Origin of the sequence: Arthrobacter sp. E3, assembly GCF_017353415.1 — a bacterium.
Lineage (GTDB): Bacteria > Actinomycetota > Actinomycetes > Actinomycetales > Micrococcaceae > Specibacter.
Genome location: NZ_JAFMPX010000010.1, coordinates 36202 through 56954, shown reverse-complemented (window position 1 = coordinate 56954; position 20753 = coordinate 36202). Strand labels below are relative to the sequence as shown.

Below are 20753 nucleotides of genomic sequence, written 5' to 3'. Positions count from 1 at the left end.
GGTCATGCCTCCTGGCTGTTTGCAACAGTTCGCTTTTCGATGCGTTTTTCGCTCCCTGGCGTCCCGGCAGGCACGTGGACCACGCGTTGGACGAAGATGCCTGGTACGTGGATGTGTTCGGGGTCCAGTTCGCCAGGTTCCACCAGCTCTTCCACTTCGGCGATGGTGACCGTCCCTGCCATGGCGCACAGCGGGTTGAAGTTCATGGCAGTGGCGTGGAAGATCAGGTTGCCGTGGCGGTCGCCCTTCCAGGCGTGGACAAGGGCAAAGTCCGGTCGCAGGGATTCCTCCAAGACAAAGTCGGCGTCCCCAAAGGTGCGTACCTCCTTGGGTGGCGAGGCGATCGCCACTCCGCCCGCGCCGTCGTACAGGCGCGGCAGTCCGCCCTCGCTGACCTGGGTGCCTACACCGGCGGCTGTGTAGAAGGCAGGTATCCCGGCGCCGCCTGCGCGCAGTTTCTCGGCGAGCGTGCCCTGCGGGGTGAGCTCGACTTCCAGTTCGCCGGCAAGGAATTGCCGGGCAAATTCCTTGTTCTCCCCCACGTAGGAGGAGATGGTGCGGCGGATGCGGCCGTCGCTGAGCAGAATGCCCAGGCCCCAGTCGTCCACACCGCAGTTGTTGGAGATGGTTTCCAGCCGTGAGGTTCCTGCATCGTAGAGGGCCTGGATGAGGGCTACGGGGATGCCGCACAGTCCGAAGCCTCCCACGGCGAGGGAAGCGCCGTCGTGGATGTCATGGACGGCCGCAGCCGGTGAGGCAACTACTTTGTTGATCATGGCGGGGTTCCTTTCGAGAAGGGTCACAAGCCCAGGTCGCGGGCAATGAGCATCAATTGCACTTCGGTGGTGCCTTCCCCTATCTCCAAGATCTTTGAATCCCTGTAGTGGCGGGCAACGGTGAACTCGTTGATGAACCCGTAACCGCCAAACACCTGTGTGGCGTCCCTGGCGTTGTCCATGGCTGCCTCACTTGCGACCATCTTAGCGATGGCCGCCTCCGTCTTGAAGGATTTGCCTGCGAGCATGCGCGAGGCGGCGTCGTAATAGGCCAGCCGGGCCAGGTGCGCACGGCTTTGCATGCGCGCAATTTTGAAGGAAATGCCTTGGTAGTGGCCAATGTTGTGGCCGAACGCGTGGCGTTCCTTGGCGTAGCGGACGGCTTCATCAACACAGCCCTGCGCGGCACCGGTGGCCAGCGCGGCGATGGCGATGCGGCCTTCATCCAGGATGGACAGGAAGTTCGCATACCCACGGCCGCGCTCACCGAGCAGGTTTTCCTCCGGCACCCGGGCGTTGGTGAACGTCAGCGGGTGGGTGTCTGAGGCGTTCCAGCCCACCTTGCCGTAGGGCTTTTCCACCGTGAAGCCTGGCGTTCCATTGGGAACGATGATGGTGGAAATCTCCTTCTTCACCGTCCCGTCGGCGCGTTCGGTGCTGCCGGTGACGGCTGTGACGGTTACGAATTTGGTGATGTCCGTCCCGGAGTTGGTGATGAACTGTTTGCTGCCGTCAATGACCCATTCGCCGTCCTGCAGTTTCGCCCGGGTGGAGGTGCGTCCGGCGTCCGATCCGGCGTCGGGCTCTGTCAGGCCGAAGCCCGCCAGTGCCGCACCGCTGGTCAGCTGTGGCAGCCATGCCTCCTTCTGCGCCTGGGTCCCGAAGCGGTGCACGGGCATGGCGCCCAGTGACACCCCTGCCTCGAGCGTGATGGCGACCGACTGGTCCACCCGCCCCAGCTGTTCCAAGGCCAGCGCCAGGGCGAAGTAGTCCCCGCCCATGCCGCCAAACTCTTCCGGGAACGGCAGTCCGAACAAGCCCAGCTCCCCCATGTGCGACACGATCTCATAGGGGAAGCTGTGCTCCGCGTCGTGCTGGGCTGAGACGGGGGCAACCACGTTGTCTGCGAAGTCGCGGACCATGTCGCTGAGCGCCTGGTACTCCTCGTTGAGTTCAAAATTGGGCACGTTGTTTCCCTTCAGGAATCCTTGGTTGATTTTTCATGGGAGGCATCGGGGAGCTCCGTGTCGGTGGACAGGTCCGGAACAATCGTGGCGACCACTTGATCGGCCTTGACCAGCGACCCCACAGCCACCCCCACGTGCACCGTCCCGGCGATGGCGGCCACCAGCTGATGCTCCATCTTCATGGCCTCCACGGCGAGCAGCACGGTGCCGGCCTGAACTTTGTCCCCGTTGCTGACATTGAGCATGGTCACGGTTCCCGGCATGGGGCTGCGCACCTGCGGATCAGCCGCCGCTTCATCACGTTCCAGCCCCTCCAGCATCCGCGCCGTCACGGCGTCGCGGCCCAGCAACTGCACCGACGCCGTCCACCCGCCACTTCCAAGCAGCACTTCAGACCCGTTGCGGGCAAACCGATACTGCCGCTTTTGCCCGTCCCATTCGAGTTCCACGCCGATCCCTGCATCTACCAGCCGGGCCGTATGTGCGCCACCATCGGGAAGCTCATCCCCACTGACATGCACGACGCCGGCCCCTTCCTCAGCTGACCCGTCCCGGCTGCCGCTGACCGTCACCACCGCCGTGCGTCCCACCCCGGCGAAGGCCAACCGCCACGGAGCAGCATCACCAAGCCGCCACCCGTCAGTGCGGCCCCACGGGCCGAGGCTCGCAAGCCGCTCCCCAAGCCCGACCTCCGGTGCCGATCCGCGTGTCAGGAGCGCGGCTGCTGCGTAATCGTCGGCGTCGAGGGTGCGGAAAGCCAGTTCGGGGAGTTTGCGTTCAATGAGGGTGGTGTCCAGACGCCCGGCTTGGACATCGGGGTCTGCGAGTAGAAGGCGCAGGTACTCGACGTTGGTGGGGACGCCGAGCACCACGTAGTCATGCAGGGCCGCGTCCAAGCGTTCCAGGGCCTGATCGCGGTCTGTTCCCCAGGCGATGACCTTGGCCAGCATGGGGTCGTAGTCGGCGGAGATTTCCAGCCCTTGCAGGAGGGAGCTATCCACGCGCACTCCCGGGCGCCCGGCAACTGACTCATCCAGCACTACGACGGTCCCGGCCGAGGGCAGGAACCCCTGGGCCGGGTTTTCGGCGTACACGCGGGCTTCGACGGCGTGGCCTTCGGCGCTGACCGCTTCCTGGCTGAACGTGATTGGTTCCCCGGCGGCGATGCGCAGCTGCCATTGCACTAAGTCCAGCGGCTCGCCATCAACCCTGGCCACCATTTCGGTGACGGGGTGCTCCACCTGCAGACGGGTGTTCATTTCCATGAAGAAGAACTCGTCTGGAGTGTCATTGGAGACGATGAACTCCACTGTCCCGGCCCCGGTGTAGTTCACACTGGCAGCGGCGGCACACGCTGCGGCGCCGATGCGCGCCCGGACAGCGGCACCGTCGGCCATGCCCGTCAGCAGCGGTGAGGGCGCCTCTTCGATGACTTTTTGGTGGCGGCGCTGCAGGGAGCATTCACGCTCACCCAGGTGGACCACGTTCCCGAAGTTGTCACCGAGGATCTGCACTTCAATATGCCGGGGATTGGCCACGAGGCGTTCAAGGAACAAGGTGTCGTCGCCAAAGGCGGCAGCAGCCACCCGGCGTGCGGTGGCCAGGGTTGCCGGCAGTTCTTGGATTGAATACACATTGTGCATGCCTTTTCCCCCGCCCCCGGCCGACGGCTTGATGAGCAACGGAAAGCCAATCCCCTGCGCAGCTGCGGTCAAGTCAGCGTCGCTCAGCCCGGCCTTGGAAATGCCGGGCACCAGCGGAACTCCTGCTGCGGCGACGTGGTTCTTGGAGCGGATCTTGTCCCCCATGACGTTCAACGCCTCGACCGAGGGGCCAATGAAGGTGATACCCGCATCCTTGAGTGCCTGCGCAAAGGCCTGGTTTTCCGACAGGAACCCATACCCTGGGTGCACTGCCTGGGCGCCGGATTCACGGCATGCGGCAACGATGGCTGCGATGTTCAGGTAGCTTTCGATTGCGGCTGCGGGGCCTATGCACAGCGCTTCGTCGGCCTCGCGCACGTGGCGGGCTCCGGCGTCGGGCTCGGAATACACGGCCACCGAGCGGATGCCCAGATCCTTCAGTGTGCGGATGATGCGGCAGGCTATTTCGCCGCGGTTGGCCACCAGAACGGTGTCGAAAAGAGGGCTCATGGGCTCACATCCTAAAGAGGCCGAAGGAGGTTTCCGGCAGCGGGGTTCTGGCGCACACATCCAGTGCCAGTCCGAGGACGGTGCGGGTGTCTGCGGGGTCGATGATGCCGTCATCCCAGAGGCGGGCGGTGGCGTAGTAGGGGCTGCCCTGCTTTTCAAACTGGGCGAGAACCGGTGCCTTGAAGGCGTCCTCCTCGGCTGCGGACCAGTCTTCGCCACGGCGTTCGTGCTGGTCGCGCTTGACCGTGGCCAGCACGGAGGAGGCCTGGCTGCCACCCATGACGGAGATGCGCGACGCCGGCCACGTCCACAGGAAGCGGGGACTGTAGGCGCGCCCGCACATGGAGTAGTTGCCGGCCCCGAAGGACCCGCCCACAATGACCGTCAGTTTCGGCACGCGCGCGGTGGCGACGGCCGTGACCATCTTGGCCCCGTGTTTGGCAATGCCGCCGTGCTCGTAGTCCTTGCCGACCATGAAGCCGTTGAGGTTCTGCAAAAAGATCAGCGGGATGCCGCGCTGGTCGCACAGTTCAATGAAGTGCGCACCCTTCAGTGCGGACTCGCTGAACAGCACGCCGTGGTTGGCCACAATGCCCACCGGGTGTCCGTGCAACGTGGCGAATCCGGTGACGAGCGTGGTGCCGTAGTTTTTCTTGAACTCATGGAATTTGCTGCCGTCAACGAGCCGGGCGATGATCTCGCGGCAGTCGTACGGGGTGTTCAGGTCCGTGGGCACGGCGCCGTAAAGCTCGTCGGGATCCACAGCGGGTGCCTCGCTGGCCCCCACGGCCCACGCGGGGGTTGGGTTGGGCGGGAGCGTGTCCACGATGTCCCGGATGATCGCCAGCGCGTGGTCGTCATTTTCCGCCAGATGATCCACCACACCCGAGATGCTGGCGTGGACGTCTCCACCGCCCAGCTCCTCCGCCGTGACAATCTCTCCGATGGCGGCCTTTACCAGCGGTGGCCCACCCAGGAAAATGGTGCCCTGGTTGCGCACGATTACTGTTTCATCACTCATGGCCGGCACATATGCCCCACCGGCCGTGCAGGAGCCCATGACAGCGGCGATCTGCGGAATCTTTGCCGCGGACATCTTGGCTTGGTTGAAGAAGATCCTGCCGAAGTGGTCCTTGCCGGGGAACACTTCGTCCTGCATGGGCAGGAACGCACCGCCGGAATCCACCAGATAGATGCAGGGCAAGTGGTTTTCCAACGCGATTTCCTGCGCCCGCAGGTGCTTTTTCACGGTCATCGGGTAGTACGTTCCGCCCTTGACGGTGGCATCGTTGCACAGCACCATCACGTGGCGGCCTTGGACAAGGCCAACGCCGGCAATGACACCGGCGCCGGGTGAGGCGCCGCTGTACATTTCATAGGCTGCCAGCGGCGCAATTTCAAGGAAGGGGCTGCCCTCATCGAGCAGCCGGTCGATGCGTTCGCGCGGGAGCACCTTGCCGCGCGCAACGTGGCGTTCACGGGACTTTTCCGGCCCGCCCAGTGCCGTGGTTCGCAACGTCTGGCGCAGTTGTGCAGCCAAGGCGCGCTGTTGGGCATCGTTGCGGGCAAAGGCCTCCCCGGCCGGTTCCACGTGGCTCTGCAAAGTCTCCATTGACCCCTCGTTGACGTCATCGCCGCTACACTGAACAATATTAACTAAGTTAATGCTCACTAACTGGTTTTCAGGTTAGTCCGTCCGCACTGTGATGTCCAGCAAATGAATTCAGGTCCCATGCTTCAAGAAACCCCCCGCACCCAGGCCAAGGCCAAGCGCCGCTCAGCGCTGCTCGCCTCCGCCGCAACACTGTTTGCCCGACGCGGCTTCAACGGTGTTTCCATTGAGGATCTGGGGGCTGCGGCGGGGGTCAGCGGGCCGGCCGTCTATAGGCATTTCAACGGCAAGCAAGCGCTGCTCGGAGCCTTGTTAGTGGGGGTCAGCGAGGATCTGCTGGCAGGCGGGCGAGCCGTTGTACAGGCCGCGCCCGACGCCGGTTCCTCCTTGCGCGCGCTGGTCGCCTTCCATGTTGACTTCGCCATGGCACAGCCGGACGTCATCCGTGTGCAGGACAGGGACTTTGACAGTTTGGGCGAGGAGGACAGTACTGCCGTCCGTTCCCTGCAGCGCGCCTATGTGGAACTTTGGGTGGAGGTACTAGGAGAGTTGCTTCCACAGCGTGAGGCCGCGCTGCGCCGGCTGCAGGCCCACGCCGTCTTTGGGCTGATCAACTCAACGCCGCACAGCGTGCCCATCCCCAGCCGGAAGGCTGCCGCGGCTAGGTCCATGCTGGAAGCGATGGCGTGGGCGGCACTGACGGAGGCCTGATCTCCTGATTGATAGCAAAAGGGAAGCGCCGGACTCCGGCGCTTCCCTTTCATGGGCGCTGTCCCCGGCCGGTGTCACGAAGGACGCGGTTACAGAGCGCTTCAATAAATTTCGCAAAGATGCCTCAGTGGGCTGTTGCACCTCCGTGATGGCTTGCCGCGTCCCGGTGCAAGGCCGGCTGCAGGGCAAGAACTCCGACGATCAAGGCCACAGCTCCGGCGATCCATGACGTCCAGGTCGCCCCGGTGTGCATGGTGTAGCCCGCAATCCACGGCGAGATGAACAAGAGTGCCCCAAAGAGCGGCAGAAGCCATTCGGCCACCGGCTGCCCGGGGGTCATCAGATTCCAAACACCTGAGAGGATCAGCAATACACCAACGCCGATCATCATGACCATGGAACTTGCCTGCTGCGTTGTCCAGATTGTTGCCAAGGCGACGTACAGACCTGCGAGCACGGCTACAGAGTCCTGCCAGCGATTCCACCTCTTCATTGTTACCAACCTCCTTACAAGTTGGCTCCCAAAGTGGGGGTCACTTAAAATATACGTCCGCGTCGGCGCCTTGAGCAGAATATTCAGGTTGCATTCAGGCCGCGTTTCAGCTCAGCACCAAGGCCATGGCCGGATCCGCCATGATGGCCCCCACGTCCGCCAGGAAGCGGGAGCCTTGGGCGCCGTCCACGAGTCTGTGGTCAAAGGACAAACTGAGCGTCATGACCTGCCGCAGCGCCACTTGCCCCTGATATTCCCATGGCGTCCTGCGAACGGCCCCGAGCGCAAGGATGCCCGCCTCACCGGTGTTCAGCAGGGGCGTGCCGGCGTCGATGCCGAACACTCCAATGTTGGTGATGGAAAACGTGCCTCCCGCCAAATCCGCAGGTGGGGTCTTCCCAGCCCGTGCCGTTTCCGCCAACTGCCCCAGCGCCTGCGCCAATCCGCGCAGTCCCAATGCCTGGGTGTCCTTGATGTTGGGCACCACGAGCCCACGCGGCGTGGCTGCGGCAATGCCCAGGTTCAAGTATTTGAACGTCACCACCTCCTGCGCCTTCTCGTCCCAGTGTGAGTTCAGCGCCGGGTACCGGGCGACCGCCAACGTGACGGCCTTGGCTGCCAGCGTCAAAGGCGTCACCTTGATACCGGCGAACTCTTTCTGCGAGCGCAGCTTCTGCAAAAAGTCCATGCCCGCTGTCACGTCGATGGTCAGGAATTCGCTGACATGCGGGGCCGTGAACGCACTTTCCACCATGGCCTTCGCCATGAACTTCTGCACACCCTTGATGGGGGTGCGCACTTCCCGTACCGTCTCCTGAGCTTCTGCCCTGCCCGACGCCGGGGCCGCCACAGTGCCCTCCCCGGAATCTGTATGTTCTCTGGCAACTGCATGGTCCCCGGCAAAGGTGAGGACGTCGGCCCGTGTGATCAGACCCCGTTCCCCTGTTCCGGCTACCTCTTCCAACCCAACACCCATGTCACGGGCGAGCTTGCGCACCGGCGGAGTGGACCGCGGCCGGTCCACCTGTACGTGAACGTCAGCCTTCTTGGGTTCCTGTGCAGGAGCGGACAGCGTCCGAGCCCGGCGCACGGGCCGGGCGGAAGTTTCCGGGTCGGCTCCGTAACCAACAAGTGTCGGCACGCGCTTCGGCTCCGCCTCGGACACCGGTTCTGCGCTGGCGGAGTCCGAGATGGGGGCCCGGGAGCGGCTTCGGGCGTCCGCGTAGCGGGCGGGGTCCCCATCTCGGACAGAGCCAGCGACTCCAGCCGAGTCCGAGTCTGGCTCCGCGGCGACGTCGAACTCGATGATGACTTCGCCGACTTCCACCACTGTGCCTGGTTCGTGCATGATGGCGCTGACGGTGCCGGTGTACGGGGAGGGAAGTTCCACCACGGCTTTGGCGGTTTCCACCTCTGCGATCACCTGGTTGAGTTTCACCGGGTCGCCCACGGCCACGTGCCAGCTGACAATCTCTGACTCTGTGAGGCCTTCGCCAAGATCCGGGAGCCGGAATTGAACCTGCATGGTCAGTCCTCCATTCCTGTCTGTGAGTTGGGCCTGCCCAGGGCGCGGTCAACACCGTCAAGAATCCTGTCGAGGTCCGGCAGGTGGTGTTTTTCGAGCTTTGACGGCGGGTAGGGCACGTCGAAGCCCGTGACGCGCACGGGAGCGGCCTCAAGATAGTTGAAGCAGCGTTCGGTGATGGTGGCAGCGATCTCGGCACCCAGCCCCAGGGTTTGGGAGGCTTCGTGGGCAATGACGAGACGGCCGGTGCGCCGCACGGACTCCATCAGTGGGCCATAGTCGATCGGTGAGAGCGAGCGCAGGTCGATGACATCGATCGAGGTGCCTTCCGCGGCTGCCGCGCTGGCGGCATCGAGGGCCGTTTTCAACATGGCCCCGTAGGCCACCAGCGTGACATCGGCGCCTGCGGCCGCCACCCGTGCCGAGTCCAGGGCCGGGGCTGCGGCCAGGTCCGCATCCAAGTCCACGTCCCCCTTGGCGTGGTAGCGCCGTTTGGGTTCAAAGTAGAGGACGGGGTCGTCGCACGCGATGGCCTGTCGCAGCATGGTGTAGGCATCCTGGGGGTTGGAGGGGCTGACAACGCGCAGTCCGGAGGTGTGGATGAAATACGCTTCCGGGGATTCCGAGTGGTGTTCCGGTGAGCCTATGCCTCCGCCAAACGGCACGCGGATGGTCAACGGCATGCGCACCTTGCCCTGGGTGCGGACATGCATTTTTGCCACCTGGGACACGATCTGGTCAAAGCCTGGATAGATGAACCCGTCGAATTGGATCTCGCACACGGGCCTGAAACCGCGGTAGGCCAGGCCCACGGCCGTGCCAATGATGCCTGATTCGGCCAACGGCGTGTCGATGACCCGGTGTGAGCCGAAGTCCTTCATGAGACCATCCGTCACCCGGAACACCCCGCCCAGGGTGCCGATGTCCTCCCCCAGCAGAAGAACCTTGGGGTCGTCCTCCAAGGCGCGGCGCAGTCCGGCGTTGATGGCCTGTGTCAGTGTCAACTTGCTCATGACCGACTCCCTTCCCTGGTGCCTGCATCCGTTGACCCGTTGCCTGCGCCCGGGCCTTGCCCCGCCGAGGAAAAGCCTGCCAGATACCGTTCGTAGTGGTCGCGCTGACGTTCAAGGACTGCATGACGATCCACATAGACATTGTCGAAAATGGTCATCGGTTCCGGATCTGGCAGGCTGATGCAGGATTGGCGTAACTCGGCGGCCACAGCGTCAGCTCCGGCCGCGATCTCAGCTTCAGCTCCGACGTCGAGCATTCCGCGGCTCTGCAGCAAAACCCTGAGCCGGGCGATGGGATCTTTGGCACCCCACTCCTCAAGTTCGGTGACGCCACGGTAGCGGGTGGGGTCATCAGCCGTGGTGTGGGCGCCCATGCGGTAGGTGACGGCTTCGATGAAGCTGGGCCCACCTCCGCTGCGTGCCCGTGCGGCCGCCCATCGGACAGCCGCAAGGACTGCCAGGACGTCGTTGCCGTCCACTTGCAGACTGGGGATTCCGTAGCCGGGGGCGCGTCCGGCCAAGGGCACAGCTGATTGCAGGCCAACCGGTTCTGAGATGGCCCAGTGGTTGTTCTGGCAAAAGAAGATGACGGGCGCTTGGAAGCTGGCGGCGAAGACCATGGACTCGTGGACGTCACCCTGACTGGTGGCGCCGTCGCCTAGGTAGCCGATGGCCACCGATTCCTTGCCATCCAGGCTCAGGCCCATGGCGTAGCCCGTTGCGTGCAGGGTCTGGGCGCCAATGATGATCTGTGGGGTGGCCACGTTGATCTCATAGGGATCCCAGCCGGTGTTGCTGTTGCCGCGCCAAACACCCATCACTTCCGACAGGTGCGCCCCGCGGCAATACGCCACCCCGTTTTCACGGTAGGTGGGAAAAATAAAATCGTCCGGTTCCAGAGCTCTGACGGAGCCCACCTGCGATGCTTCCTGGCCGAGCATCGGCGGCCACAGTGCCAACTGCCCCTGGCGCTGGAGTGCGGTGGCCTCCACATCGATGCGACGGACTTCCACCATGTCCCTAAAGAGACCCAGCAGAGTTTCATCGTCAACATCGGCAACGAATTCATCAAGTAATTCGTCCTGGACTCGCTGCCCGTCAGCAGTAATGAGTTGGTGCATGTGCATGGACCTTGGGTCCTCCGGCTCTTGGCGTGGATCACTCATTGAGCTCGCCTCCTTGTAAGTGGCGCGACATCATCGTCGATAAGGGTGACGATACTCACGTCACGCACCCGGCGCAATAACCGCCGACAATATTGAACATTCTGCCCTGTCGATGGTGTTCAGACCGTGCTAGTCTGCGCACTATGCCTACTTTGGACCGCACCGACGCACGCATTCTGCTGGCCATCTCCGAGGACCCCCGCCAGACGGTCGTTGCCATGGCCGCCCAGCTTGGCCTCTCCCGCAACACGGTCCAAGCCAGGCTGGCGTCGCTGGAAAAACGCGACGCCTTCTTGAACTTCGACCACCGCATCAGCACCGCAGCTCTCGGGTACCCGCTAACGGCCTTCATTTCCATCCATGTGCAGCAGCAAAAGCTGGGCGAACTGGCTGCTTCCCTTGCTGCCATCCCCGAGGTGGTGGAAGCCCACGGGCTCAGTGGGCGGGCCGATCTTCTGGTGCGTGTTGTGTCCACCGGCGCTGAGGATCTATTTCGCGTCAACGGCAAGATCCTGGCGTGCGACGGCGTCGAACGCACCGAAACCTCGCTGGCCATGAACGAGATCGTGCCGTTCCGCCTGGGACCGCTCCTCCAGCGTGTCATGGGCACCGAAGACGACTAGATTGATCTACCCCGCTCCAGGGCCCTCCCTTGAACAGGCACCCTCTATCAACTAGGCGGGCGGCGGCGTAGCGTTGAGGCACACGCCAGGCACCGAGCCCCAGGGGGAAGAATATGTTTGCCACTCATTCACACACGCACTGCAGCATTGCACCGCCGGACCTGCTGGCACAGCTGGCCCTCGACGGCACCTCCGACCAGCAACAGGCTGCCGTGCGGGCTCTCGCCACTTCGGCTGCCTTCCGCCAGCAGCGCGCCGTCATGGGCCGACTGACGCGCCAGTTTGGGCTCCCCATGGGACAGCTGGTGGGATTCAATATTTCTTCGACCCGCCGGCTGACCGTCTACGATAACCAGAAGAAGGGCCGGACGTTCCTGCCTGGGGTGCGGATGCGCGGATGGGGCGAACATAAGAGCACTGACCCTGCCGTCAATGAGGCGTATGACGGCAGTGCCCAAACTTATGACTTCTATCTGCGGGTCATGGGACGCAATTCACTCGACAACGCCGGCATGGAGCTGGTCTCCAGCGTCCATTACGGTGTTGCCTACGACAACGCATTCTGGGACGGCACCCAGATGGTGTACGGGGACGGCAGCGGACAAATCTTCCAAGTTGGCGGCCTGACGAGGGCGCTGGATGTCATTGGGCACGAGCTCACCCACGGGATCACCGAGTTCACAGCCGGGCTGGCCTACAGCAAACAGTCGGGAGCCCTGAACGAGTCCTTCTCGGATGTTTTTGGCACGCTCGTGAAACAGTACACACTCAAGCAGTATGCCGTGGAAGCAGACTGGTTGATTGGGGAGGGAATCCTGGTGCCGTCGCTGGGCAAGGCGCTGCGTTCCATGAAGGCGCCCGGAACCGCCTATTCCGGGGACCGGCAGCCAGCCACCATGGATGGTTATGTGGACCTTCCCGATGACAACGACCCCCGCAATGACAACGGTGGCGTGCATATCAATTCCGGCATCCCCAACCATGCTTTCTACCTCGCCGCGATGGCGCTCGGCGGCAACGCTTGGGAACGGGCGGGAAAGATCTGGTACCAGACGCTCACCACGATGCTTCATGCCAACACCCAGTTTGACGAAGCGGCAAGGGCCACAATAGAAGTGGCTGGGACACTTTTTGGCACGGCTGAGGCGCACGCTGTGGAAGGTGCCTGGCGTGAAGTGGGCGTGCTGCCATGAAACTAACAGTGCGGATCGGAGGTGGATTCGCCGGCATCGTGGCCGTCATAGCGGTGGACTCCAGCACCCTCCCTTCAGACCAGGCACAGGATCTGGCAGCGGAGGTGGACCGTGCAGGGCTGCGCTCCTTGGCCCCACCGGAACCCGCTCGGCAGCGGGCCGATGCGCAACTGTACGAGTTGTCACTGCGCGAGGGCGAAGATCATCTCGACCTGCACTTCACGGATGAATCCATGCCCCCGGATGTGGAGGAGCTGGTGCACTGGGTACGTCAATGCCCTGGGCGAATAGAGTCATTGGAACAATAGGCCCTTCGGCTTGCCATCGCTGGCATCCGTCAGGTGTCCTGTGGTGCTCCCATTTCCTTGACTGAGTCAATGAGCTCGTAGGCAACTGTAGAAGCTGCTTCGACGTTCTTGCCAATGATGGCGGCCGTAAGCCGGGCATGTGCATCCGCAATGGCGCTTTGTTCCGGCAACGTGGCAGTGTGTTCCACGGATTGGGCATTCACTCCGGCCACCGCGTCGTAGAGCCGGATGAGCACGGGGTTCCCACTGGCGAAGACCACAGCCCGGTGGAAGTCCGCGTCCGCCGCGACAAAAGCTGCCATGTCCCCTGTGTCATGCGCGGTGGTGCGGGCGAGAAGGGCCGCCGCGAGTTCGACCAGTGAGTGAGGACTTGCCTGCCATGCGGCAAGCCGGGCGCTGGCCGCCTCCAGTCCAGCACGGGCGTCGAGAACATGTTCGAGCAGCATGGATGTTTCTTCCCGCGCCAAAACCCCGGAAATCTCGTCGGTGGCCAGTACATATGTGCCATCGCCTACACGCGGCTCCAGCAGGCCCGCAATGCTCAACGCCCGCAGCGCCTCACGTACGGTGGCACGGCTGACGCCCAGCTTGAGCGCCAGTTCGTGTTCGCTGGGAATTTTCTGCCCTACAGGCCATGTGCGGGAGACGATGAGTTCACGAAAAGTGTCCGCCAACTGGGTGCCCAAGGGAACATTCCGTACCGGTTCCTGCATCGACTCTTCCCTTCCTGCCAAATGCAGCCGTGAAGGTACAACTTGTTGTACCGGCTGCTGCGTGGTGCCACGATGCTAATCTAATTGTCAGACATATGTACAACTGTGCCTGAATGGAGATGCAATGAGCGCTGGCCCCCGGGTGCGCAGCACCGCGTCCATGACACCTGTCATGGTCGCCCTCGTGTTTCTGGTGGCCTTGAACCTCCGACCAGCACTGACAGCGGTGGGGCCGTTGCTGCCCATGATTGGCGCGGAGGAGAACCTGGGCAAGGGACTCCAGGGATTGTTGGGGGCCCTGCCGCTGCTGGCCTTTGCCGCAGTGTCACCGCTTGTCCATCTGGTGTCCCGGCGTTTGGGCATGGAGCGAACCATCCTGGTTGCGCTCGGACTTCTGGCTGCCGGCACGGTGATTCGTTCCTACACTGGGTCCCCTGGCCTGTGGCTGGGAACAATAGTGGTGGGCAGTGCGATCGCCATCGGCAACGTCCTGGTGCCCACTCTCGTCAAACGCGACTACGTCACCCGCATCTCCCGAGCCACAAGCATCTATTCCGCGTGCATCACCATTTCCGCATCGATCGCATCAGCCATCGCCGTCCCGCTGGCCACAGGCACGGGATGGCGGGGCTCACTGGCCTTTTGGGCCGTACCGGCAGTGGTGACCGCCGTCATTTGGATGCCCCGCACACGCGGTGCAGCTCCGGGCAACGATCCAATGGTGACGACGGCGGTCCCGGTAGGAACCGTGTGGCGGCAGTCCACAGCCTGGTTTGTCACGGCCTACATGGGCCTGCAGTCCACCACGTTCTACATCATGGTCACTTGGCTGCCCACCATCGAAACGGCGAACGGGAATTCTCCCCAACAAGCCGGGCTGCACCTGTTCATGTACCAAATTGTGGGCATCGTCTCCGGGCTGACCATCCCCAGGATGATGCACAAGCCGCACAGCCAAGTTGCAGCTGCGGTCACCGCCAGCGTGCCGATGATTGTCGGCGCGCTGGGGTTGATGCTGTTTCCGGCGTGGGGTGTGGCATGGGCCATCATTGCCGGCCTTGGTTCCGGGGCTTCGTTGGTGGTTGCCCTGACGCTGATCAGCTTGCGCGGGCGTACCCATTCCGAGACGACGCAACTCTCTGGAATGGCCCAGTCCGTAGGCTATCTTTTTGCCGCCATGGGACCTGTGGCTGCCGGCTACTTCGCGCAGCTGACCGGCGGGTGGCAGGCTTCGTTGGCTTTGGTCGCGGCCCTCGCCGTCTTGCAGGGCGCCGCGGCATTCACAGCTGGCCGGGCTCGAAAGCCACATCCCGCTACCGCTTCCCGGTAGTGGCCTGTGGCGTCCAACCGGATGGCAGTGGACCGGAGAGGGAACTGCGTTCCGTGTCGACCTCGGCGGACCATCCTTGTACAGTGCCAGCATGGGTAAACCCACCGCGAGCAATGCGGAAACCAACGTCAGGATGGCTCATGCCAGGCGCTCCACCACGTCGTGTCGAGACGCGAACACTCCATTTTGGGTCAGCGTATCCGCCGCCGCGAAATACCCGGTAGTCGCCGTATCTGGCGGGATCCAACAGATCCCAGCACCATTCCCACACATTTCCGAGGGTGTCATGAAGCCCAAACTGATTCGCTATTTTTGAGGCCACTGCTTGGGGCGCTCCACCTCATCCAAGGCTGTCCACGCCACCAGTTCAAGTGCTCCATAGTGCGGGCCAGTGACACCGCGCGGCAGGCGTATTCCCACTCGGCTTCAGTCGGGAGCCGATAGCCGGCTGAAGGGGTGTGCCATGTCACTTCGCTCTAGTTGAGAATGTACGCGGGTGGGAGTTCCTCTCTTCGCGACGCCGCGTTGCAGAATTGGATCGCATCCAGCCAACTCATCTCCGTTGCTGGGAGCCGTTCTCCGAGAGCTTCAGTTTCTGTGGAACCCGCATATTGGGCCTCCGCGATAGGAACGGCACAAATCTCGAACAGTTCAATTTCCGCTGTCCTCCGACTCTGTCGACGTGCGTCGTGCAACTCGACACGGCCAGCCGGTAGAAGCTGCAGGTCAAAAATGGTCACCTGACTATTCTGCCATTTGGACCCATTGTGCACACCCCACTACGCAAGCCGGCGGCAGCTTCAACCCCTTGTTGGAGGTCCGACTCCCGGTGGCAGAATCTTGGGTTGGACTACTGTGATTCTTCTTTTCCCTGGCCAGCTCTTGCGTCGACACTTGCGCTGTCGTGCTCCTCGCGCAAAACGGAATAGAGCAGAGAGTCCCTGCGGGCTCCTCGCACTAATCTGTGAGAACGAAGCCGTCCTTCTAGAGTGAATCCACCATTTTCTAGAGCTCGATTTGAACCGATATTGCCAGGGTGACAGGTGGCACTGATTCGCTCCAATTTGAGCGTATCAAAACCAAATTTCAGTAGTTGACTTGTAGCTTCAGTCGCATAGCCGTTTTCCAAATAAGAGCGGTGGAAGGTGTATCCAAGCTCTCCGGTCCGGTCGTCGCGGTCGGTGGTCCAAATAGCCACCGAGCCAATGACCTTACCCTCCAAAACGGCAGCAAGTGAAAACGCCGATCGGCCTTCCTTCAGATGCTCACCGGCTGCATCCGCAACGAAGGAGGCCGCCTGCTCCCAAGTATTCGGTCCCCATGCTGACCAGCGAGTCAAGTCAGGGTCTGAGGCGAACTCGTGCACAGCGGAGATGTCCCCCGCCGTGAAGTCACGGAAACTCAACCTAGGGCCGCGTGGGTAGGATTCGGAAAGACTCATCGTTCACCTGTTCAGTCGATTGCTGAGCCTTAATCCTCATATCTTGATCGACTGTCATCCGTTGTTGGTGGTTGCGCGCAAACCTTGGTGAAACACGTGCCCTTGGTCTGCTTGTAGTGAGACTGGTCCACGGCAATGGCGATAGGAAAACGCGAAAGGCCCCGTCCGGCGTCGAAATTTCGACGCCGGACGGGGCCTTTCGCATTGTTGGAAGGGCGTGGGGACTAGTGGTCCACGGCCTTCTCGGCTCCAACACCAGTGAGCGAGCGTACTTCCATCTCGGCCTGGATGCGCGGATCCTCGGTGCCCTTGTCCAGCACGGTGCCCAACCAGCCGAGGAAGAACGCCAGCGGGATGGAGATGATGCCGGGGTTGGCCAGCGGGAACCAAGAGAAGTCCGCACCGGGGATCATAGACGTGGGTCCGCCGGACACCATCGGGGAGAAGGTGATGAGCACAATGGCTGCCCCCAAACCGCCGTACATGCTCCACAGTGCGCCCTGAGTGGTGAACTTCTTCCAGAACAGCGAGAACACAATGGTGGGAAGGTTCGCCGAGGCGGCGATGGCGAAGGCCAAGGCCACCAGGAACGCGATGTTTTGGCCGTTGGCCAAGATGCCGCCGCCAATGGCAACGACGCCGATGACGATCACCGTGCGGCGGGCCACCTTGACTTCCATCTCCGGCTTGGGATCACCCTTGACGATGACGTTGGAGTAGATGTCGTGGGCAAACGAGGCTGCCGCGGTAATGGTCAGCCCGGCCACCACAGCCAAGATCGTGGCGAACGCGACAGCGGAGATGAACCCCAACAGGACCGGACCGCCAATCACGAAGGCCAGGAGCGGGGCAGCTGCATTGACGCCGCCTGGGGCTGCAAGGATGGCTTCCTTGCCAATCAGGGCACCGGCACCGTAGCCAAGGACGAGAGTGAAGATGTAGAAGCCGCCGATGAGCCAGATGGCCCAGACCACGGACTTGCGTGCTTCCTTGGCTGTCGGGACGGTGTAGAAGCGCATCAGCACGTGCGGCAGTGCCGCGGTGCCCAGGACCAGTGCGAGGGCCAAGGACACGAAGTCCAGCGGGGCCTTGCCGTACGCGGCACCCGGGTTCAGCAGCGCTTCACCCGCTCCGCCTTCAAGGATGGACGTGTTCACTGCCGCGTCCATGAGAGTGGAAAGGTTGAAGCCGTGCATGGCCAGCACGATGATGGTCATGATCGCAGCACCGATGATGAGCAGGAACGCCTTGATGATTTGTACCCAGGTGGTGCCCTTCATGCCACCGATTAATACGTAGACAATCATGAGCACGCCAACAACGGCGATGACAATGTTCTGCCCCACCTTGTTGGTGTTGTCGAGGCCCAGGAGCAGAGAAACCAAGCCACCGGCGCCAGCCATCTGGGCCAGCAGGTAGAAGAAGCAGACCACGAGCGTGGTGGTTGCCGCGGCAATGCGCACGGGGCGCTGCTTGAGGCGGAAAGACAACACGTCCGCCATCGTGAACTTGCCTGTGTTGCGCAGCAATTCGGCAACGAGCAGCAGGGCCACAAGCCAGGCCACAAGGAAGCCGATGGAGTACAGAAAGCCGTCATAACCATTGACGGCGATGGCGCCGGTGATGCCCAGGAACGATGCGGCCGACAGGTAGTCGCCGGCGATGGCCGTTCCGTTCTGACCGCCAGAGAAGGACCGGCCTGCCGCATAGTAGTCGGCGGCGGTATTATTGTTGCGGCTTGCGCGGAACACCACAATCATGGTGACTGCAACGAACGCCAGGAAGATCGCGATGTTGATCCACGAGTTTTCCTTGGTCTGCTCACCCAGCGACTTCGCGAGGGGTGCAACGGTGAGGACGGCAGCGGATAGGCTCACGGGTTAAACCTCTTCCTTGGTCTTGTTTGCTGAATCGATCTGCTTTTCCAGACGTTCGCGAATCACGGCTGCCTGGGGATCGAGCTTGCGGTTGGCGTAGGTGACATACCAAGTGGTAATGCCAAAAGTGGTGACAAATTGCAACAGCCCCAGAATCAGGCCAACGTTGAAGTTGCCCCAGACCTTGATGGACATGAAGTCGTGTGCGTACGCCGCCAAGAGAACGTAGGCGAAGTACCAAACGAGAAAGCCGATGGCTACGGGAAAGACGAAGTTCCGGTGTGACTTGCGAAGCTTCTGAAACTCTTCCGAGTTTTGTTCGGCGACAAAATCGACGGGACCCGCTGCGCTTGCGTGGGTTGAATTACCCATCATTCCTCCTTGAGAGATGTGATCTCTTTCACTATGAAGTGTTGTGAGTCACGTTTTCGACCAATTCGGGCGGTGCCGCGGTGAACGGCATGGCTGCTGCGCCGAATGACCCCCTTCCCCGGCTATTCTTGACAGCATGCCCCCCTCAGTGCCGAGCGATTCCACACTCCTGTTGATCACGGCAGTGGCCGTTGTTATCGGCGCCATCGCCATTGTGGCCGTCGTCGGATTCCGGCTCTCACGGTCCTACCGGGAGCTGGGCACCGAAGCCGAGCACGCAACGTTTGCGGCGCTTCACTCAGCCGCGGCGGCAGGTCGCCAACTGCGCAACGGGCTGGAACCGGCCGGGGCGCTCAAAGCCAGCAAACAGCTCCGATCCCTGCTCAATTGTGCGGCGTTCGCCATGACCGACGACTCCCGTCTCTTGGCCTGGGATGGCTCAGGCGCCGCGGCCAAGCAACCCGAATCCGCCGTCGTCATGGGCCTTGTGGCGAAGGCACTCAGCAACGGACGGACCCAAGTTGCCACGCTTGAGCCCGCGCTGCGCGCATCACTGGGACTACCTCCGGACGGCGAGCTGAAGGCTGCCGTCATTTGTCCGCTGAAGGTGGATTCGCGGGCCGTGGGGTGTGTTGTCATTCTCTCGAAGACGCCCACCGCTGGCCTGGTTCGCGCCACCAACGAGGTAGCGGCGTGGGTGTCGGCGCAGTTGGAACTGGCCGAGCTGAGCTCCTCGCGCACACTGCTGGCGGAGGCCGAAGTGCGTGCCCTGCGCGCCCAAATCAGTCCGCATTTCATCTACAACTCGCTCAACGCGATTGCCTCCTTCATCAACACAGATCCGCAGCGGGCCAGGGATCTGGTGGTGGAGTTCGCCGACTTTACGCGCTATTCCTTCCGCCGCCACGGGGACTTCACCACCCTCGCCGAGGAATTGCGCTGCATCGACCGCTACCTGCTGCTGGAAAGTGCGCGCTTTGGCGACCGCCTCCAAGTCAGCTTGCAGATTGCCCCCGAGGTCCTGAGCACCGTCATCCCGTTCCTGAGCCTGCAGCCGCTGGTGGAAAACGCCGTCAGGCATGGAATTGAGGCGAAAGTGGGCAGCGGCCTCGTACAAATTTCTGCCAGAGACCTTGGCGCTCATACCGAGGTCACCATCGAGGACGACGGCGTGGGCATGGATCCGGAGCAACTGCGGCAGGTTTTGGCGGGCCGGCAGGACGGGACGCACGTTGGCCTGCGCAACGTCGATGCCCGTCTGCGCCAGGTCTATGGCGACGACCATGGGCTGACCATTGATACCGGAGTGGGGCACGGGATGCTGATCACCATGACAGTGCCGAAAAACCAGCCCGGCCACGACGCCTAGCGCCCGCCAGTTAGCGCCTCCCACCCTCCCCACGCCTCGCTTTTCCCCACCCGCTCCCACCGCTCGCAAGCTCGCGGCGGGCCCCTCGCGGGCGTGGGCCCCCGTTTGGGGCCCCTCGGCCGCTAGGCTTAGCCCATGATCAACGTCCTTGTCGCCGATGACGAGCTGCCTGCCGTGGAAGAACTCGCCTTCCTGCTCGGCCGCGACACGCGCATCGGCACCGTCCACCGGGCCATGAGCGGCGCCCAAGCCCTTGAGCTCCTGGCCGTACACACCGTTGAAGCAGTTTTTCTTGACATCCACATGCCCGGCTTGTCCGGTCTGGAATTGGCAGCAGTCATCGGCCAGGCCGCCAATCCGCCCGTGGTGGTGTTCGTCACGGCCGACGACGACCGCGCTCTGGAGGCGTTCGAACTGGCAGCCGTGGACTACCTACTCAAACCGTTGCGCACTGAACGGCTCACCCGCACAGTGGACAGGATAGTAGAGCTGGTGGCACACCCTGTCCCGGCCGAAGAAGTTGAAATGATCACTGTTGATCAAGGCGGCGTCAGCCGGATCATCCGCCTCGACGAGGTGAAGTTTGTGCAGGCCCAGGGCGACTACGCCAGGCTTCACACCGCTGAAGCCAGCTACCTGATCCGCATCCCCTTGGCTGAGCTGGAACAGCGCTGGGCCGATTCAGGCTTCCTGCGCATCCACCGTTCCTACCTCGTCTGCATGCATTTTGTCACGGCCTTGAAACTCAGCGCCGCCAAACCCACAGTGTCAGTGGGCAAGGCCGTGCTCCCTGTCAGCCGACGCCACGTCCCAGTGCTGCGCGAACATTTGCAGGCCACCCGGGTGCGTCCAAGCTCATGATGACAGGACACACCCCATGAACATTGGACG

The 20753-nt window shown here is 62.5% G+C and carries 21 protein-coding genes; 7 read left to right on the top strand and 14 right to left on the bottom strand.

Translation table 11 applies throughout. From position 1 onward, the window contains the following. Positions 1–2: 2 nt before the first annotated feature. From JMA46_RS06565 to JMA46_RS06550, 4 genes are read right to left on the bottom strand one after another with little or no spacing between them, the layout of a single operon-like run. Positions 3–776: a CoA transferase subunit A gene (locus tag JMA46_RS06565; protein ID WP_207344533.1), complete on the bottom strand. Its 774-nt coding sequence runs from the start codon at positions 774–776 to the stop codon at positions 3–5. Positions 777–799: 23 nt separating this feature from the next. After that, positions 800–1963, bottom strand: coding sequence for an acyl-CoA dehydrogenase family protein (locus JMA46_RS06560; RefSeq protein ID WP_207344532.1), 1164 nt, complete (start codon positions 1961–1963; stop codon positions 800–802). A gap of 11 nt (positions 1964–1974) precedes the next feature. After that, a complete protein-coding gene (locus tag JMA46_RS06555) occupies positions 1975–4116 on the bottom strand; it encodes a biotin carboxylase N-terminal domain-containing protein (protein ID WP_247647105.1) in 2142 nt (713 codons plus the stop codon). Positions 4117–4120: 4 nt separating this feature from the next. Continuing rightward, complete coding sequence (locus JMA46_RS06550) at positions 4121–5728, bottom strand: carboxyl transferase domain-containing protein (RefSeq protein ID WP_207344530.1); 1608 nt, start codon at positions 5726–5728, stop codon at positions 4121–4123. Between the two features lie 120 nt (positions 5729–5848). Between JMA46_RS06550 and JMA46_RS06545 the strand changes: the two genes are divergently transcribed. Continuing rightward, positions 5849–6439, top strand: coding sequence for a TetR/AcrR family transcriptional regulator (locus tag JMA46_RS06545; RefSeq protein ID WP_207344529.1), 591 nt, complete (start codon positions 5849–5851; stop codon positions 6437–6439). A gap of 124 nt (positions 6440–6563) precedes the next feature. Here JMA46_RS06545 and JMA46_RS06540 read toward each other — a convergent pair whose 3' ends face one another. From JMA46_RS06540 to pdhA, 4 genes are all read right to left on the bottom strand, one after another. Further along, positions 6564–6932: an SPW repeat protein gene (locus JMA46_RS06540; RefSeq protein ID WP_207344528.1), complete on the bottom strand. Its 369-nt coding sequence runs from the start codon at positions 6930–6932 to the stop codon at positions 6564–6566. Positions 6933–7038: 106 nt separating this feature from the next. After that, positions 7039–8457, bottom strand: a complete 1419-nt coding sequence (locus JMA46_RS06535; RefSeq protein ID WP_207344527.1) for a dihydrolipoamide acetyltransferase family protein — start codon at positions 8455–8457, stop codon at positions 7039–7041. Between the two features lie 2 nt (positions 8458–8459). Continuing rightward, positions 8460–9470 (bottom strand): alpha-ketoacid dehydrogenase subunit beta, encoded by a 1011-nt coding sequence (locus JMA46_RS06530; protein WP_207344526.1) that lies wholly within the window; start codon positions 9468–9470, stop codon positions 8460–8462. After that, entirely contained in the window at positions 9467–10636 is a 1170-nt protein-coding gene (gene pdhA, locus JMA46_RS06525) for a pyruvate dehydrogenase (acetyl-transferring) E1 component subunit alpha (RefSeq protein WP_207344525.1), read from the bottom strand. Before pdhA ends, JMA46_RS06530 begins: the two co-directional genes overlap by 4 nt. 143 nt (positions 10637–10779) lie before the next feature. Here pdhA and JMA46_RS06520 point away from each other — a divergent pair, with 143 nt between their 5' ends. The 3 genes from JMA46_RS06520 (at position 10780) to JMA46_RS06510 (ending at position 12760) form a co-directional block, all read left to right on the top strand. After that, entirely contained in the window at positions 10780–11259 is a 480-nt protein-coding gene (locus JMA46_RS06520; protein ID WP_207344524.1) for an Lrp/AsnC family transcriptional regulator, read from the top strand. Between the two features lie 113 nt (positions 11260–11372). Then, on the top strand, positions 11373–12452 hold the full coding sequence (locus JMA46_RS06515) for a M4 family metallopeptidase (protein ID WP_207344523.1): 1080 nt from the start codon (positions 11373–11375) through the stop codon (positions 12450–12452). Next, entirely contained in the window at positions 12449–12760 is a 312-nt protein-coding gene (locus JMA46_RS06510; protein ID WP_207344521.1) for a protealysin inhibitor emfourin, read from the top strand. Before JMA46_RS06515 ends, JMA46_RS06510 begins: the two co-directional genes overlap by 4 nt. Before the next feature lie 29 nt (positions 12761–12789). Here the strand turns inward: JMA46_RS06510 and JMA46_RS06505 are convergent, their stop codons facing one another. Further along, entirely contained in the window at positions 12790–13473 is a 684-nt protein-coding gene (locus JMA46_RS06505) for an FCD domain-containing protein (protein WP_207344520.1), read from the bottom strand. Between the two features lie 124 nt (positions 13474–13597). Between JMA46_RS06505 and JMA46_RS06500 the strand changes: the two genes are divergently transcribed. Next, complete coding sequence (locus tag JMA46_RS06500; RefSeq protein ID WP_207344519.1) at positions 13598–14803, top strand: MFS transporter; 1206 nt, start codon at positions 13598–13600, stop codon at positions 14801–14803. Here the strand turns inward: JMA46_RS06500 and JMA46_RS17615 are convergent. The 5 genes from JMA46_RS17615 to JMA46_RS06480 all read right to left on the bottom strand — a co-directional run bounded on the left by JMA46_RS17615 (position 14787) and on the right by JMA46_RS06480 (position 18493). After that, positions 14787–15125: an SUMF1/EgtB/PvdO family nonheme iron enzyme gene (locus JMA46_RS17615; RefSeq protein WP_348770081.1), complete on the bottom strand. Its 339-nt coding sequence runs from the start codon at positions 15123–15125 to the stop codon at positions 14787–14789. The genes JMA46_RS06500 and JMA46_RS17615 overlap by 17 nt on opposite strands. Next, the gene (locus JMA46_RS17610; RefSeq protein ID WP_348770080.1) at positions 15088–15273 is read right to left on the bottom strand and encodes an SUMF1/EgtB/PvdO family nonheme iron enzyme; all 186 of its coding nucleotides are present in this window, start codon (positions 15271–15273) and stop codon (positions 15088–15090) included. The genes JMA46_RS17615 and JMA46_RS17610 overlap by 38 nt, the downstream gene beginning before the upstream one ends. A gap of 380 nt (positions 15274–15653) precedes the next feature. After that, positions 15654–16244 (bottom strand): GNAT family protein, encoded by a 591-nt coding sequence (locus JMA46_RS06490; RefSeq protein WP_207344517.1) that lies wholly within the window; start codon positions 16242–16244, stop codon positions 15654–15656. Between the two features lie 224 nt (positions 16245–16468). Then, on the bottom strand, positions 16469–18073 hold the full coding sequence (locus tag JMA46_RS06485) for a cation acetate symporter (protein WP_247647113.1): 1605 nt from the start codon (positions 18071–18073) through the stop codon (positions 16469–16471). 51 nt (positions 18074–18124) lie between these two features. Beyond that, the gene (locus JMA46_RS06480) at positions 18125–18493 is read right to left on the bottom strand and encodes a DUF485 domain-containing protein (RefSeq protein WP_207344572.1); all 369 of its coding nucleotides are present in this window, start codon (positions 18491–18493) and stop codon (positions 18125–18127) included. A gap of 136 nt (positions 18494–18629) precedes the next feature. Between JMA46_RS06480 and JMA46_RS06475 the strand changes: the two genes are divergently transcribed. Next, on the top strand, positions 18630–19862 hold the full coding sequence (locus tag JMA46_RS06475; RefSeq protein ID WP_207344516.1) for a histidine kinase: 1233 nt from the start codon (positions 18630–18632) through the stop codon (positions 19860–19862). Between the two features lie 135 nt (positions 19863–19997). After that, positions 19998–20723 (top strand): LytTR family DNA-binding domain-containing protein, encoded by a 726-nt coding sequence (locus JMA46_RS06470; protein ID WP_207344515.1) that lies wholly within the window; start codon positions 19998–20000, stop codon positions 20721–20723. Positions 20724–20753: the final 30 nt, after the last annotated feature.